This is a genomic window from Halobacteriovorax sp. GB3 (assembly GCF_028649655.1).
GTDB lineage: Bacteria > Bdellovibrionota > Bacteriovoracia > Bacteriovoracales > Bacteriovoracaceae > BSW11-IV.
In genome coordinates, this window is record NZ_JAQSLN010000001.1 from 312,049 (window position 1) to 327,406 (window position 15,358).

Genomic DNA, 15,358 nt, shown 5'->3' on the forward strand with positions numbered 1-15,358 from the left:
TCGTTGAGGGCCTTTCTTTTACCAGTAATATGTTGCACGCACTCCATACTGCCTTGGAGTATTGACCTGGTGATAATTTGCTTTATAAGTCGATGTTGAACTCGATGGTGAACCATCTTTTAAAAGATATTTCTTGTCTAAGAGATTTGTAACATAGGCTTCAATGAGAGTTGAGCCTAATGAATACTGAGCATTGAGGTCCAAATAGAATTGCTCTGGAACTGATCTCGTATTTTCGGCATCAGAATAAGATGAGCTTAGATAACGAGCTATTGGGCCAAGAGTAAGTGAATCATTGAACTTGTGCTGATAGCTTAACGATGAAGTCCAGTTCGGTGCATTTGGGAATTCTTTATTCTCATAGTTCGTATTATTATTAATAAAATCATCAAAGGCCGTCTTAACATATCCTAGATTTAAGGCCAGTTGATCTTTGTTAAAGAGCTTGTATTTAGCTTCCAGTTCACCACCAAAGAGGTGAGATGAAGAAGCATTTTCAACCTGTGAATCATAGAAATCTGAAGAAAGCTTTACTTGAACTTGTTGATCTTTCCACTTGATGTAAAAGGCATTAAATGAAAGGTTCAATCCCTTTTTTTCAAAGCGATATGTAAGATCGAGATTATCTGTGAATTCTGCTGAGTAATCGACGGCCTTAGCCTTTGAGCGGTTAATGCTAAGACCACTCGTGCGATAACCTTTCGTGTAAGCTACTCCAACAGAATGTTGATCAAAGTTTTTGATATAGGAAAGCTTTGGTAGAAAAATAACATCATCATTATCTCCACCGTAAGGACCATTAACTCCGTTTAGATAATTGTCGATCGAAGTATTTATTGATGACCCTAAATTCTGGGTTCTCTTTGCATCAACATGGGTTGAGTAATCATTTTTAACATACTCAATTCTTGCCCCAAGATTAAATATCTGGTCATTGTGATAATAGTTGAACGAGTTAAAAAGAGAGGCCGCAAATCTCTTTCTATTTGTAACTTGGTTTGTTTCTAAAGGTGTTGAACTTGAACCAATTGGATAGAGGATATTAAAGTCGTGCCTATTGTTGAGTTTGAATTCATGAACATGAAGCCCAAGCGTATTTTTGAACTTCGAAGAGCTCATACTAAGGCGATTTTCAAAACTCATAAATTGATCTTTATGTTGCTCTTTTCTAAGCCCTGCCTCGTCTGTCGCAAGTCCTTCTCCATCAGAGAGATGTTTTTGATAAGACTTTGAATAGGCAAAAACCATTGTGTTTTTAAGGTCCTTTTTGAGCTGATGTTCATAAGTTAAACCGTGTTGCTCGGTCTTAGTGGTTTCATCAAGTTCGATATTTTCATAAACTTCATAGAGAAAAGGGTCTGAACTTTGTACGTACTGACTGCCCGCCGTTTTTGTTGAAAATTTATTTGTATAAATAAGCTGGATATCATCATTAACTTGATAGACTGTACTAATATTCGTATTTAGGTTTTTTACTTGCGAAATCTTATCATTATTTGTTGTTGTGTTTTTGATAAACCCATCATCATTTTGATAAGAAAGGGAACCGCGAATGGCCATTTTATTAGCAATAACCACTTGGTTTAGGGTTGCCCCTAGCTCATAGTGATTATCTTTTCCATAACCAAGTCGAATCGAATAATTTTGAAAGTCCTCTGCCTTTTGCCTATAGACATTCACACTCCCTGCGAGAGAATTGACTCCTTGAGTAGTTGATTGAGCTCCTTTATGAACTTCTACTTGTGAGAGGTCCCAAGTATTGAAAGATCCCGCTTTGAGTGCAAGATCTGTTTGAAAGATATCATCAATAATAACGCTGGCCAGATTGTCTTTTTGAAAGCCTGTGACTCCAGTGTTATTGATTCCTCGTATACTAAAATTTGTGCCATTTTCATTAACACTGACATTCGAATTTGCATTGAGTACTTCTAAAGAATTCTTCTGTCCCGCGATATCGAGATCTGTAGACTTTAATACAGAGATACTTTGGACATTATCTTTAAGTTTATTGTTTTCTTTATTTCCTTTAACGGTAATCGTCTCAAGTCGCGTTTCATTTGCTTGAGTAAGTCCACTTGTTAAAAGGCTAAGGATAATAACTGCCTTGCTCATAGATTTCCTTTTATCGTTGTGTTTCATAAGTTAAAAAGTTTGGTACAAAATTGTTGAGTTCATATATATCTTCATTAGAGACTGAATTGGTGATCACTGCTGATCTCCAGGCCATGAGACTCGTTTGAGGCTCGGAAATTCCATGGCCATATCTTGAAAAGTTTTGAGCGAAGATTTTATTTTTATCATGACCATCCCACATGATTGAAAAGTCCTTGTTGATCTTGAATCTCTTATAAGGGTCAAAGTCAATAAGCTCTTGTATTGGTTCAATAAGAGTAGGGATCTTGTTTTCAAAACCTGTGCAAAGAATGACAATATCTGCTTTAATCAGTTCACTATTACCATCAAATGAATTCATTAATTGCAATGTATAGTAATCGTTCGTATCAATAACTTCTTTAAATCTTCTATAAGGAAGAATTTTAAAGTTAATTTCAGATTTTTCGATATTTTGCATGAAGTAGAGATCGTTATAGAGGTCTTGTAAGTAGGTTGGAGTATTTCCATCACTTGAAAGTCTTTGGTAGTTGACTATTTTCTCTTTGACCTCTTGTTTAATATCATAAAAATTTTCGACATAATTTGGAGTAAAGTACTCATTAGTAAAAGGGGATTCATCAAGTGGTTCTAGATTAGGTCGCGAGCTTACAAGAGTGATATTTGTGGCCTTGCCCCATTTGCCTTTTAGGGCATTCCTAAAGATCTCAACTCCCGTTTGTCCTCCTCCAATGATTGCTAGTCTCTTTCCTTCTAAGTTTAGTGAGCTAATTTCCTTAGACTTTGCATGGAAGAAGTTTTTTGAAAGGTATTTCCTAGAAAATTCCGGAATTCTTGGGCTAACACCTGTTCCAATACAGATATGTTTACTTTTGTATTTCTCTTTATCTGTTTCGATTGTAAATAAATCACCATCATATTTGAGAGATTCAATCTTAGAGTTAAAAGAAAGCTTTTGTGGCATTTGTCTCGTGACCCATTGGCAATAGAGTTCAAATTCTTTTCTTGTAACGACCGTTCTTCCCGTATTCATAAAAGAGTGGAAGAGTCCGTTCTTCACGAGATAGTTTAAGAAAGAATAGGGGCTTGTTGGATCAATCCCAGTCACTAAATCTTTTAGAAAGGATGTTTGCATATCTGAGTCTTTGAAACTGATTTCTGAGTGCCACAGAAAGTCTGGTTTCTGATCAAAGAAATGTGTTTTTAGATTTTGGTTCTTCTCACTAATAGCAGCGAGGCTTAAGTTAAAGGGGCCAATTCCAATACCTGCTAAATCAATTGGATTACACATATTTTTTCCTTTTTGCTCTTAGAGGGTTTTTCATAGGACTACCAAGTTCTGGTTTTGGTCTTAGAGTTTGGTCTTGATAGCCAATAGAAAATCGTACTTTATTGAGTAACACTTTCTGTATTGTTTCTTCATTCAATGAAGGAATAAGGGATTGCTTTAAATGAGTTTTTTCGTACTGTTCTATGACATGAGCAAGAGTTGAGTAAAAATTCTCTTCAGGGTAGGCACACTCTTTTAACAGACATGCTGAAAGAAAACGTAGAACAGAGACAAAATGTCCAGTTAGAAGGTCGTGAACAATATAGTGTGGTGGAAGATGATCAACGACTTTAAGGCATTCATGATTAAAAAGAGCTTTAATGAACTCAGGCATATCAGTGTTGAGTCTTAAATCTCCCTGAAAGTCTTTAACGATTAAACCAATTGGACGATTGTTTTCAAGAATAATCTGTGTATTCTGTCCATGAGCGACAAGTCCGATACCATACTTTGCTTGTAAATGATAAAGGGGAATGACGATATGATTGAAATATTGGGTTAACCACTGATCAATATTAAGAGAGCTCGTTTCTATGAGGTGATTGAGAAAGCTTTTTCCCGATTGGTCGACATAACTTAGGGCACCCGTCATGATGGCCTTCTGACCCTCTTTTAATTTGCTCTTAGTACTTTGGCGCCAATAACCACCGAGCATTTCTCTATAGCGGTAAGGAGCATCTTGTATGTCTTCATAGTCTTGTCCGACATAGCTAAAGGCTCCACAATCTTTGAGGGCCTTTGTATTTAGCTCTTTAAAAAGATCATCAGATTCGAGAATCGTTTCAAATGTATCACTTAGATCAACAGCTGTTTTGACAAATTTATCTGATATCCCTCGATAACAAGAGGTATTTAAAATGGTGATAGGTAATTTGATATCGAATTGAGATTCATTATCTTGATTTGAGAGTGTTCTAAGAGAAATATGGGGTTTGTAAAGATCTCCAAATTCACCTAGAAATAAAATTTCATTCATTTCGATTTCTTTTAAAAAGAAAGTCTTGATTTTATTTTCCCATTGCCATGGATGAACAGGAATAATGAGATAGTCGTGAGGATTGAGGTCTTTTTCAAGAATCTTTCGCTCAATTTCTTTTTGTTCAAATTCAGTTAAGTCACAATGAGCGACCTTCTCTAGAGGCGTATCAGAAAGAGAGACTGTTATGAGATCTCTTTTTATGGCCACACGTGTGAGTTTGAAACTTGAGTTAGCCTCTGGTGAGTATTGTTGCATTTCTGTTGGATTCCAACCGATTCTTCCTTTGTTTAATAGAAGCTTCGGATGGCCATTAAGATAGGACTCAATCTCTAAAGAGTTCTTACTTGCAAGTTCACTAACTGATGGTGACTTATTAAAGAAATGAGTATCACTATAAATTGTCTGTTTTAGTTCTTCCAAAAAATTGGCAAGAGTAATATCAGTCATTTGAGTTAGAAATTGCGTCTCTTTAAAAAATGAACTCGCTAAGAGTGGTTTCTCGTCATTTCTTTTTAGAGTTGATTCATCGATAATCAAATGGCCCCAAATACTCTCTTTTGCTTGAAAACTGTACTTTAAATTATTTTTTAAATGCAAAGTGTAGAATTGTTCATCTCTTTCTAGTGCATCATTAATGATCTCTTCAAAAAAGAGTTCAGAGAGCGATTTACAAATGAGATTTCTATTTGCGAGTTTAAAACTCATAGGTAATCTCCTGAAAAGAGTCGGTCTCTAGTGCATTCTACGAGAACAGCTTTTTTATGAGGAAATTCAAATTCTTTAATTTTTTTCCATGCAGGGAAGTATTCAGTGTATTTTAGAACTTTGTTATTATCTGAACGGGGCTCGGCCATAACTCTTTGTGTTCTTGGATCATCAACAAACATATAGTGAACTACGCTCTTTAAGACGGCATCAGTATTTCGTAGACCTAGAAACCTTCTATCTCCAATGAGAAAATGAAACCCTCTATCATAGTTCTGACTGTCATAGATAGGACCTAAACGATCTTCTTTGGTCCAATAGAATTCAAAGTAACCAGTTGGCTTACCATCAATGAGAAGTAAACATGGGGTTGTATGTTCATCCTTTAAATTTGTTTCAATATATTTAAGATGATCTTTTTTTTCACCTTTAAGTTCCCAGAACTCATTGATCCTTGCTTGATTGTGCCACTCACTAAAAATATCAAGATCAGTTGTTGGATCGATGACTTTGAAGGTAATTTTCTTTTCAATTTCATGGCTAAAACGTTCATAGACCACTTTACCTGCAGGTTCATTTGTTCTTTTGGGGTGAGTGATCGTTTCTGTCTTAACCCAGCTTGTTGTGAGTAAGGAATTCAGAGATTTTTCAGACCAATAGAGAGGGTTTTGAAAATAGTCATTTCTTTCTATACTCATCTTTCTATTTTTGAGTTTAAGCTCAACGATCTTCACTGACGGTTTAAAATGAGCGTGAAGAAGGGCCTTAAATTCTTCTGTTTCAATCTCTTCTTTATCTATATTAATGACTTCTTTCATTTGTATTCCTAAAAAATGGATTCTTAAGTTTCGTATATATTTTTGTTGGATCACTTTGCGTGTTTTCGTTAATGTTTTGAAAGCAGCAAAGAAAATTCCCTTTTTGTTTAACCGATTTGTTTTCTAAAAAATAATCAACTAAAAATGTGTCGAATTCTTTCTTTTGATAATCTTCTAAAAAAGTAATCATTGTAGAAATGAGCTCTCTTTCAAGTTCTTGATCAGTCGTCGATAGAGCACTAATTGTTGAAAATGTAGAGTTGATAAAAAGATAATAGCCAACGAGAGTCTTTGCCATTTCGTAGCTAACGATATTACCGTTCTCTCTTTTTAGAGAACTTACATGGTCTTTCATTTTTTCAAAGCCAAGCTCTGTATATCCTGTGCCTTGGCAATCTCTAAAAGTAACAGATTCTGGATAGCTATTTTTTAGATTAACGATGATATTCTGTTGATGGGCACCATAGAGGATTCCAAATTCCATCGCTGCATTTAAAAAAGGAGTTAGAATATTTTCTAAGTAGAGTTGAAACCATTTTCTTTTATCTACTTTTCTAAGATCAAAGAACGTTTTATTTTGATAAATACTTGGCTGGTTAATAGTAGAGAGAACAACTTGTTCAATATTCTCTTGTGTCTCAATATTTTCTCTAATGAGAACAATTGTATCGATTCTTAATTTGTTTTTACCGTCAAGAATGGCCATATAAGAGGGCTCATTCAATATCTTAAAGTTTTTGTTCTTTTCTAAAAACTTTCTACCATGTTTTGTATCCATGACATCGCAAACTTCCATTCCTCGTACTACTTCGACTTCTTGTAGGTGTCTTATAGAGTTGGTGATCTGTAAGCTAAGGGAAAATTTTAACATATAGTCATAATTTTCACTGTAAAGAGATCGCAGAGAGCTTGTTGCACCAAAGTGGCAGTTTTGATGGAGCGCATCTACGACGAGAATCGTTTCATCGTCATAGTATTTTTTAAATAACTCAGTTTCTTTGAAAATATTGAATTGCCAAGGGTGCATGGGAAATGGAGAGTAGCCACTTTTAATATCTTGTTGAAGATCTTTGATAAAAAAGTTCTCATTCCAATTTTTCTCTTGGAAATTTCTAGCAGAATTTTTAAAGAGCTTGTCTTTTTTTATAAGTAACCACTTGAGAGGGAATTTATTTGAATACTCTGGAGAGTAGAGTCTTTGATCTTTCTCGCTAAATTGGGCCTTACTTTTGGGACAAGGATGAGCGTTGTGACCTAGTAAAAGGAGTTGCTCTGCTTCAAGAAAACTTAGACTCGATTGATCCATGAGCTTTTTGTATTGGAGTTCTTTTTCTTTAATTATATTTTGAATGTTATCTCTACTCTCAAGAATTCGTTGCTCTAGTTGAGTTGTTGATTGTTGATCATTTTCAAAGTGCTTTAAGAGGGATTTGATAAATTCTTCAAATGAAATTTCTCTTGCTTGCTCTTTGATACTAACGATTTTACCTGTAAAGCGATGTAGGTAGAGAGATGACTCATATTCTAGCTCGAGTTTAAATGACTCTTTATCGAAATTTAAAAGAATATAATTTTCTCTTATTTCATAATTGTTAATCTCTCTAAGAAGTGAATTCATAAGAGGATTGAGTGAATGAATATTGGCTAAACTATTAAGCATTCATTTTCCCTTTTCTTGTCACCTAGATAAAGAACCGTCATGATCATTAAACCCATTAAAGCGAGTGGAATTCCATAATTTATGACTAATTGATATTTCAGATAGAGTGAGGCAATGAGAGATCCAAGAGTTGCGCCAATAATTTGAAGTGAGCTAATAAGCCCCAGTTTTATTGTCATATCTGAGCTAACTTGATCTTTTAATTTAGAAGTATAAGTCGCTGGCAGGAGGGCCACACCTGGCGTAAAAATGATAAAGGCCATTGCTAGATTTAAGTAGTTAAAGCCACTTATGAATATGAGGCTTCCTATAATTAAACTTGCACTGAGATAGTATGATGGTAGCTCTTTTCTTTTCAAGAGAATTTGAGCAATGAGTGCCATGAGTGTAGAGAGAAAGACTGCTATGGCCATGGCCTCTCCCGCACTAGATTTTTCTAATCCTAATCTTTCAAATTCAAAAGCGAGTGTCGAATTGATAAAGCCGATAAAGCACGTATAAATAAGAGCTGTGAGAAATGGGTAGGGCGTTTTCTTATAAAGGCCCATGAGAATAACAATAAGATTATCGTCTCTATTTACAGTATTTTTTGGTCTATAGTCTTGATTCATTAGAAAAGTGCTCATTAAGACGAGTGTAATAGCGAAGACGAGAAGATGAACTTTACTAAAAGGATATAGGGTAAATGAAAGGGCCGCCATAACTCGGCCAAGGTTTAAATACTTTGAATGTCCCACTATTTTCTTATAGATTTCTTTCTCATCGGCGTCTTTAACTCTTAATGCCTGCAATGTTGGTGGAAGTGCACTAACAAAAAGACCGTAGACAATACGAGAAAGAGCAAAAACGGCAATATGTGTTTCATTCCCAGTGAGTATTTGGATAAGAAGAAGTTGCGAGACGACAAGTCCAAGACAACCGATCAAAATAACTTTCTTTGCACCGATCTTATTCATAAGCTTAGACCAATGCGGGGCCATGATTAAAAAACAAAGGGAACCAATGGCAAAGATGATGACGAAATAATGAGCATCAAGAGTAAGAGCATTTTTAAGATTGGGAAAGAGAAGAAGAGCGATCAGCTGAGTAAACGTAAAAAGTGAAGTAAGGAGATTAAGCATTTTCAGGCTCCTCTTCAACTTTTGAGTTGATCATAAAAAAGAAGAATATAATCGTAATAAAGAGAATGAATGAAAAATAGAGTGCTAGATTCTCTTCTATGAAAAGCTGTACAGCTATTGAACTTAAAATAAAGAGTGAAAGGGCAGATGTAAGTAGGTAAGGGCGATGCTGCCACTTAAATCGCGCTCGTAACTTTCTTTTTGATGTTCTTTGAAAGTAGGCCGGTTTCTTTTTCTTAAAGAAAAAAAGTGTAATAGCACCTACAGGAAGCCAAAATGAAATGAGAGAGAAAACGAGCCAAATGATTTTTAATGCATTTCCACCATAATCACCAAAGTGCAGAGGTTCAGAAAGTAAAAGGGCCTTAAGATAGAGAGGGAATTCTCTAACGGCTTCAATCTTGCCACTTTCTCTATGAACGATGGCAAGAGAGCTAAGCTTTTCTTCGAATCGACCTCTTCCTTTTACTAAAGCTAAATAGTGCATTGGAAGAGAGAATTCTGTATCGGCAAAAGCGATGAAATCGAGATCTTTATTTGGAAATCTTTTATCAATTGAATCAATGATCTGTGCTAGAGGAGCATCTTCTACAGTTCCATCAACTTCTTTATATTGTTCTCTAAGTTCTTTGAGCTCAAAATATTGATAGGTCTTTATCAGTGTACTATTAAAAGCGAGAAAAGAACCTGTCAGGGCAATGAGAAAGCACCATGAGAAGGTAAACATTCCAATGGCCTTATGAGTATCACTTAAAAAGAAGCGAAAGCTTTCTAGCCTGATACTTCCAAGAAAAGAATTCTTTGAAAAAGGGCGGTAGATATAGAGTCCACTTAATAGAATGAAACAAAAAATAAGACCGAGAACACCAATATAGAGTTTGCCTAGAGTTCCTAACAAAAGATCGCGATGCAATTCTAAAATAAAGTCAAAGAAATCATCTTCTTTCGTTTGTGATTGAATAAACTTATCTTGAACGAGGTTGTACTCAAGTTTAATTGCGCCTCGAAACTTTTTTGTTCCATCTTTTCCAAGGCGAATCTTTAAAATATCCGAATTTGATTCATCGACAAATGTAGAGAGGAGTCGTGCATTGGGATACATTTGCTTAGCCTGGGCAGTGGCCCTTTGAATTTGATGGGAATCGAGCTTAACAGACTGATGTTCCACAGGAGCTTTGTCATCGAGAAAAAAGCCATCTTTAAAAAGTAGAATTGTACCTGTGGCCATCGTAATTATGAGATGGAAAGCGAGGAAAATCCCCAAATACTTATGTAGTTTATAGATTGTTTTAAACATAAAGAGCGTTCAAGTTCCTTTAGAACCTATGATTATTACGCTGCTTTTGAATGGTCAATAAAAAGTTTGATGTATGGAACAAAATTTTGAGAAAATAGATAATTATTATCTATATGCGACTAATTCACCTCTAAATTAACAGTCTTGGCCTTGACTTTCTTATTTACGAGAGAGATTCCAATGATAACAAGGGCAATTCCAATAAGAAGAGATGACTCAATTGACTCGCCGAGTAGAAAAGCACCAAAGGAGACTCCAAAAATAGGAACGAGGTTGATAAAGGCCGCTGCTTTGGCCGCTCCAATTTTTTGAATACCTCCGTAATACCAAATAAAACCAAGGCCAGTTCCAAAGGCTCCAAGATAAACGACATTTATCCAATCGAGAATTGTTGCCGTTTCTAAACTTTGAGCGAGTCCATTTTTAAGACTAAAAGGAAAGAGGAGAATTGTTCCAATAATACAGGCAAACGTTGTTGTCTCTAATGGTCGCAACTTTTTTAGAGCAACTTTTCCAAGAAGAGTGTAGCTGACCCAACTAAGAACGGCTCCAAAAAGAAGTATCTCTCCCTTATCAATTCCACCAGATGTGATGGTATGGAGATCTCCCTTTGTGATGACAATAAGGGCCCCTGTCAAAGCGGTAAGAGCTCCAAGAATTTTTCCGGGAGTGAGTAGTTCCTTAAGAATAATCGCCGCTAGAAAAGCTGTTATTGTCGGATTGATTGCGATGATAACCGAGGCCTTTCCAGCCTCAACATATTTAAGACCACCAAAGAAGAAATAATTGTAACTAAATACACCTGTCAAACCTAAGAAGAAAAGCTTGAGCCACTGTAGGCGTGTATATGAAGGTGTCTTCTTCTTTGAGAAAAAGAGTACGGGACTTAAAACTAAACTGGCCGTTAAAAAGCGAAGAAATGAGATGGTAAAGGCAGAGTGATTTTGTGCGAGCATTCTCCCTGAGATAAACGTCCCACCCCATAAAACCATAACGGCAACTAAAAGGGCATAAGTCTTAATAAAGGATTCGTTTTCTTGGGATGATGTATTCAAAGGTGGCTCCTAGCAATAAGCACCCTCAGTATAGAACTAATCGGTGCTCATTGCTAGAAACAATTTATATCGCGATTTGCTTATTGTAGTGAAAGGCATATTTTTTAAAGTCTTCGACTTTATTTGTTGAGGAAACTTCATGATTGAGAATTTTTTGAAGATGTAATCCTAGTGTTTTTGCAAGTTCCACTGGAACGGCATTTCCAATTTGCTTGAAAACTGAAGTTGTACTTCCTTCAAAAGAAAATTCATTTGGAAAGGATTGAATCGCCGCGGCCTCTCTCGCTGTAAGATATCTATTTTCCGTTGGGTGAAAGTACATTGTTCTCGAAGTGAGGATTGTTGGAGCTTGCTCTTCAAGGTTAAGACGCTGAAGTCTTGTCTGTCTAAAGCGAGACTCTCTCAATTCTTGCCAATTAACATTGTAGTGGAGCTCACTTGGAAGCAGTCTAATTTCATCTCTTTGATAACGAATTCCTTCACCTTGTGGAATATGAGAAAGTCGTTTCTTGTCGAGTTCATTTTTAAGTTGGGCTTTCTCTACCAGATGGTGATTGGCATCCTTTGAAATAGAAGAAAAAGCTTCGGCCACTGTTTTTAATGGCCAACTTCCTCTTACTCCATGTGTTGGATTTGGAAAGCTTGGTTCAAATTCATCTTTAAAACCAACGATGATTGTTCTTCTTCTCTTTTCTGGCACGCCAAATTCTTCTGCACTAAGTACACGCGCATCGACGTTATAACCTAGTTGATGAAATTCATCGAAAACTCTTGTAAGAACATCTTTATTTTTCTTTGCAAGAAGACCCGTCACATTCTCAATAAGGATACCCTGCGGCTTAAAGAGTTTAACGAGACGTAAAAATTCGAGAAAGAGTAGGTTTCTTGGATCTTCTGACTTTCCTTTACCAACAGTTGAAAAACCTTGGCATGGAGGTCCTCCAACGATGAGGTCGACTTTTTGATTGCCAACCATTTCCATGATTTTAGCATTATCAAGCTCACGAATATCACCACAGAAACTCTGTGAGTTTGGATGATTTCTCTCGAAAGTTTTCATGGCATCACGGTCGTGATCAATTCCAAGAAGACAGTTTAACCCCGATTGCTCAAGTCCATAAGATAGACCTCCGCAACCACTAAATACATCAATAAAGTTATATGTTTTTTCCATAACTTTATTGTCTCTTAATCTAGGGAATTGGCCTAAGGGGAAAAAATTGCCGATTAGATATGGACGCTCTTAAGCAGCGTCCATTAGATGAATTTTAATATCTTTGAAACCTTCATTCTTTTCAAGGTATTCTCCAAAAGTCCATAGGGCCTTGTTGAATTCTTGAAAGAAGTTTTCTCCTAGATCAAGCTTTTGAAAGTAAGGAACAAATCTTTCGAAATAGAAGATTTCCATTTTCTCTTCACAAAAACTTGAGTCTTTTCCACCTTTAATAAAGTGAAAGGCCTTGAAGATATGCTCATTAAGAATAGGGAAGTCACTTGGTGAAATACAGTGAAGAAGAAACAGCTTCCACTCTGGATTTAAACGAGCAAAGTGCTTATCAAATACTTTCTGATCAAATGAAGATTTAAGAGCGTTAATTGTCTCAATCTTCGCCACGACTTTTCTTTCAAAGGCCTTTCCCTTGAGTTGGCAAAATTGATCTTGATTGAACCATTTAAAAAGAAGATTAAGATCTGTTTTTGAAAATTTATCTTTCTCAATGATTGGAGAGTAGCTGAATTCTTCCATTGGTCTTTCTGAGTATTTATCAGACCAATAAGTAAAAAATGATTGGATTTCAGTGTGATCAAATTTCGGGATTACGTAATTCATAGATTCTCCAGTTCTCTCAAGGTAATGGTGCTCTTTTCGTAAGAATGGGAAGGAACCTAAGTACTTTTTATTTTCCTAGGCACTAAAAGGTAATTCCAGCTGGTTTTTAAGCATTTGGAATTTGCTTTTAATAAGTTCTACTCTTTGCTTTGATTTAGGAAACACCAATGAAGTAACGACAACGCTTCCCTTAGAATCTAAGTTGGTTGTGAATTCAATGTAATGGTGAAGGTGGTTCATGGATAATTTTCGATAACTCGCAAGAAATTGCTTAGAATGTCCATCCTCAACAACGAGTGTATTCTTTTCGAAATTTATATCAATGACTTTCCCGTAGCGCTTCAAACTTTCTCCTCTCAAAGAGTCTTTTCGACAGTCTTTGAGAGAAGTTGAGTTATTTGTTCTTATTTATTCAGGTAATAATCTAATTGTAGTTCTTTGAAATATTCTTCATAAGGAGTCATTGCTGTTTTATTAGATCCTGCAACGTTATCACTTTGATAATAGACTGATTGAATTTTCCCATTTTTTCCTGTCTTATCATCGAGACTGATAACATGAGTAACTGTTCCAACAAAGTAAAGTTGATTATAAGGATTTTCAATTTCTTCTTCACTTAGATCAGCATTGGAAACGATAACTCCACCACTAGCACCTTGATATGAAGTCGCATCGAGATAAGGATTAATATAATCATATCTAATACTTTGATCGTTACCCTTTAATTCAGTGTATGTTAGGGCCCTTCCATTTCTCCCTTTAATTGAATCTGCACTGTAACCGGCGACGAAAGTCTTTGATGCGTAGTAAGAGAATTCATCATAGTCAATATAGAGATCATCAAGAATAAGAAATGGCTTTACCTCATTAAAGGAAACCTTATTATCAAGTTTTAAAATTGTGATATCACTTTCGCCAGAAGTTCTTACTATATTAGCATTTCTTTCGATCAATTTTCCGTTAGCTAATTTCGTAACCCATTGGATCGATTGAACTTTCTTGCCTTTATTTGTAAAACAATGATCTGCTGTAAGAACGAAGTCTGAGCTCTTTCCTGGTTTATTTGAAATAAGACCAGATGAACATTCTCCAATTGATCCATCTTCAAATGTGATAAAGAGTTTTCCAACAGCATCAAGATGTGAATCCTTTGAAGTCTTCACCTTTCTTGTATCAGTTTTCTTTAAAACGTTGAGATCACGAATATAGAGAGTACCATCTCCCTCGTTAACAAGCTTATTACTAGCATTTCTTGTGAAGTTAGCAACTTCTTTCACTTGATCTGAAAGCTCTACTGATGGCCTTTTCACTCCACACTCTGATGCGAGTGTTGAAATGTTAAACACTGTTAAGAAGATGATCGATGTAAAAGCTAGTTTCTTGTTCATAAGTCACCAAAAGTAGTTAATTGATACTTATATAGTTACAAGATTGATGCCAATTACTTAAAAGAGATCATGATAAGGAAATTCAATACTCGCTTGCCCTAGCGGAATAATTCTTGTTTTATCCGAGCCAAGAGAGCCCATGGAGTTAAAGAAGATTCTTCGATCTTCGGAAAGATTTAAACTAATTCCACCTTTAATTGTCCCAAGGTAGTAGTACTGAGAATAGGGGTTTTTTACTGTCTTGTCTCTTTTTGAGAGATCGGCCTTTACGATGAAAGCTCCTCCACTTGCCCCTTTATAGGTCACACTCTCAAGGTAGTGTGAATCAAGAAATGTCTTAAGAGTAAAGGGTGCTCTTTCATTTCTCGTATAAGTGAGAATACTTCCTTTTTGTCCCTTAAGCCTATCTGAGCTATATCCGGCCACTATCGATTCGCTTGTAAAGTCGCTTAAAATCTCTCGAGCTTCAAATGATTCGGGAGGAATGAGTATAGGTCTTATCTTTTTAAAAGAAATAGGTCGATCTAACTTTAATAAGAGTAGATCTGAATGCAAAGCAGATTGAAGGACTGTTGCAGTTCTTTTAATGATCTTCCCACTTGCAAGAGTTGATTCCCATTTAACAAGTAAAAGAGAAGATTTCTCATTATCAAAACAATGTTTGACTGTTTGTACGATATCAGAGGACTCCCCAGGCCTTAGAGCAATGAGAGTTGATGAGCACTTCTTGTAGCGATAGTCTTTGAAGATAACTTGTATTCTTCCAATGGCATCGAGGTGTGAGTCATCACTGGTTTTCAAGAGTCTATGGTCATCTTTTAAAAGCTCTTTCTTATCTGTAATAAAGGTCGTTTCATTTTTATTAATATCCTCGGCCAGTGTTAAAACATTAAACACTGATGCAAAGATAAACAATAAAATGGGAGCGAGCACTTTCATAAACTACCTTAATTTCAAAGTCGTATTAAATAATATTCAATTCACATGCCACTTTATTAATTGAATGGCAAAAAAAGTTGGCGGCCTTTCGAATCTTCTTTTAACGATTTAGAGGTCAATTTA

Annotated in this window: 13 protein-coding genes; all 13 read right to left on the minus strand. The window is 35.9% G+C overall.

The features are described 5' to 3' along the window. Positions 1–18: 18 nt before the first annotated feature. The 13 genes from HBN50_RS01575 to HBN50_RS01635 all read right to left on the minus strand — a co-directional run bounded on the left by HBN50_RS01575 (position 19) and on the right by HBN50_RS01635 (position 15,235). Positions 19–2,112, minus strand: coding sequence for a TonB-dependent receptor (locus HBN50_RS01575; RefSeq protein WP_273867370.1), 2,094 nt, complete (start codon positions 2,110–2,112; stop codon positions 19–21). A 10-nt stretch (positions 2,113–2,122) separates the two neighbouring features. Next, on the minus strand, positions 2,123–3,403 hold the full coding sequence (locus HBN50_RS01580; protein WP_273867372.1) for a lysine N(6)-hydroxylase/L-ornithine N(5)-oxygenase family protein: 1,281 nt from the start codon (positions 3,401–3,403) through the stop codon (positions 2,123–2,125). Continuing rightward, positions 3,396–5,126 (minus strand): IucA/IucC family protein, encoded by a 1,731-nt coding sequence (locus HBN50_RS01585; RefSeq protein WP_273867373.1) that lies wholly within the window; start codon positions 5,124–5,126, stop codon positions 3,396–3,398. Before HBN50_RS01585 ends, HBN50_RS01580 begins: the two co-directional genes overlap by 8 nt. Then, the gene (locus HBN50_RS01590) at positions 5,123–5,944 is read right to left on the minus strand and encodes a GNAT family N-acetyltransferase (RefSeq protein ID WP_273867374.1); all 822 of its coding nucleotides are present in this window, start codon (positions 5,942–5,944) and stop codon (positions 5,123–5,125) included. The genes HBN50_RS01585 and HBN50_RS01590 overlap by 4 nt, the downstream gene beginning before the upstream one ends. After that, a complete protein-coding gene (locus HBN50_RS01595; protein WP_273867375.1) occupies positions 5,928–7,604 on the minus strand; it encodes an IucA/IucC family protein in 1,677 nt (558 codons plus the stop codon). Before HBN50_RS01595 ends, HBN50_RS01590 begins: the two co-directional genes overlap by 17 nt. Then, on the minus strand, positions 7,589–8,725 hold the full coding sequence (locus HBN50_RS01600) for an MFS transporter (protein ID WP_273867376.1): 1,137 nt from the start codon (positions 8,723–8,725) through the stop codon (positions 7,589–7,591). Before HBN50_RS01600 ends, HBN50_RS01595 begins: the two co-directional genes overlap by 16 nt. Continuing rightward, positions 8,718–10,022 carry a PepSY-associated TM helix domain-containing protein gene (locus HBN50_RS01605; RefSeq protein ID WP_273867380.1) on the minus strand — a complete coding sequence of 435 codons (1,305 nt, stop codon included), beginning with the start codon at positions 10,020–10,022 and terminating at the stop codon, positions 8,718–8,720. The genes HBN50_RS01600 and HBN50_RS01605 overlap by 8 nt, the downstream gene beginning before the upstream one ends. 119 nt (positions 10,023–10,141) lie before the next feature. Next, complete coding sequence (locus HBN50_RS01610) at positions 10,142–11,077, minus strand: DMT family transporter (RefSeq protein WP_273867381.1); 936 nt, start codon at positions 11,075–11,077, stop codon at positions 10,142–10,144. A gap of 64 nt (positions 11,078–11,141) precedes the next feature. Next, positions 11,142–12,251 carry a DNA cytosine methyltransferase gene (locus HBN50_RS01615; RefSeq protein WP_273867382.1) on the minus strand — a complete coding sequence of 370 codons (1,110 nt, stop codon included), beginning with the start codon at positions 12,249–12,251 and terminating at the stop codon, positions 11,142–11,144. A gap of 69 nt (positions 12,252–12,320) precedes the next feature. After that, positions 12,321–12,908: a hypothetical protein gene (locus HBN50_RS01620; protein ID WP_273867383.1), complete on the minus strand. Its 588-nt coding sequence runs from the start codon at positions 12,906–12,908 to the stop codon at positions 12,321–12,323. A gap of 75 nt (positions 12,909–12,983) precedes the next feature. Beyond that, positions 12,984–13,253 carry a hypothetical protein gene (locus HBN50_RS01625; RefSeq protein WP_273867385.1) on the minus strand — a complete coding sequence of 90 codons (270 nt, stop codon included), beginning with the start codon at positions 13,251–13,253 and terminating at the stop codon, positions 12,984–12,986. A 59-nt stretch (positions 13,254–13,312) separates the two neighbouring features. Continuing rightward, on the minus strand, positions 13,313–14,296 hold the full coding sequence (locus HBN50_RS01630; RefSeq protein ID WP_273867386.1) for a S1 family peptidase: 984 nt from the start codon (positions 14,294–14,296) through the stop codon (positions 13,313–13,315). Positions 14,297–14,353: 57 nt separating this feature from the next. Next, on the minus strand, positions 14,354–15,235 hold the full coding sequence (locus HBN50_RS01635; RefSeq protein WP_273867388.1) for a hypothetical protein: 882 nt from the start codon (positions 15,233–15,235) through the stop codon (positions 14,354–14,356). Positions 15,236–15,358: the final 123 nt, after the last annotated feature.

Bases quoted from the DNA above. Each gene is read 5' to 3' on its own strand.
- HBN50_RS01635 (WP_273867388.1), bottom strand. From the start codon at position 15,235: ATGAAAGTGCTCGCTCCCATTTTATTGTTTATCTTTGCATCAGTGTTT.
- HBN50_RS01580 (WP_273867372.1), bottom strand. From the start codon at position 3,403: ATGTGTAATCCAATTGATTTAGCAGGTATTGGAATTGGCCCCTTTAAC.
- HBN50_RS01630 (WP_273867386.1), bottom strand. From the start codon at position 14,296: ATGAACAAGAAACTAGCTTTTACATCGATCATCTTCTTAACAGTGTTT.
- HBN50_RS01595 (WP_273867375.1), bottom strand. From the start codon at position 7,604: ATGCTTAATAGTTTAGCCAATATTCATTCACTCAATCCTCTTATGAAT.
- HBN50_RS01620 (WP_273867383.1), bottom strand. From the start codon at position 12,908: ATGAATTACGTAATCCCGAAATTTGATCACACTGAAATCCAATCATTT.
- HBN50_RS01585 (WP_273867373.1), bottom strand. From the start codon at position 5,126: ATGAGTTTTAAACTCGCAAATAGAAATCTCATTTGTAAATCGCTCTCT.
- HBN50_RS01590 (WP_273867374.1), bottom strand. From the start codon at position 5,944: ATGAAAGAAGTCATTAATATAGATAAAGAAGAGATTGAAACAGAAGAA.
- HBN50_RS01600 (WP_273867376.1), bottom strand. From the start codon at position 8,725: ATGCTTAATCTCCTTACTTCACTTTTTACGTTTACTCAGCTGATCGCT.
- HBN50_RS01615 (WP_273867382.1), bottom strand. From the start codon at position 12,251: ATGGAAAAAACATATAACTTTATTGATGTATTTAGTGGTTGCGGAGGT.
- HBN50_RS01605 (WP_273867380.1), bottom strand. From the start codon at position 10,022: ATGTTTAAAACAATCTATAAACTACATAAGTATTTGGGGATTTTCCTC.
- HBN50_RS01575 (WP_273867370.1), bottom strand. From the start codon at position 2,112: ATGAGCAAGGCAGTTATTATCCTTAGCCTTTTAACAAGTGGACTTACT.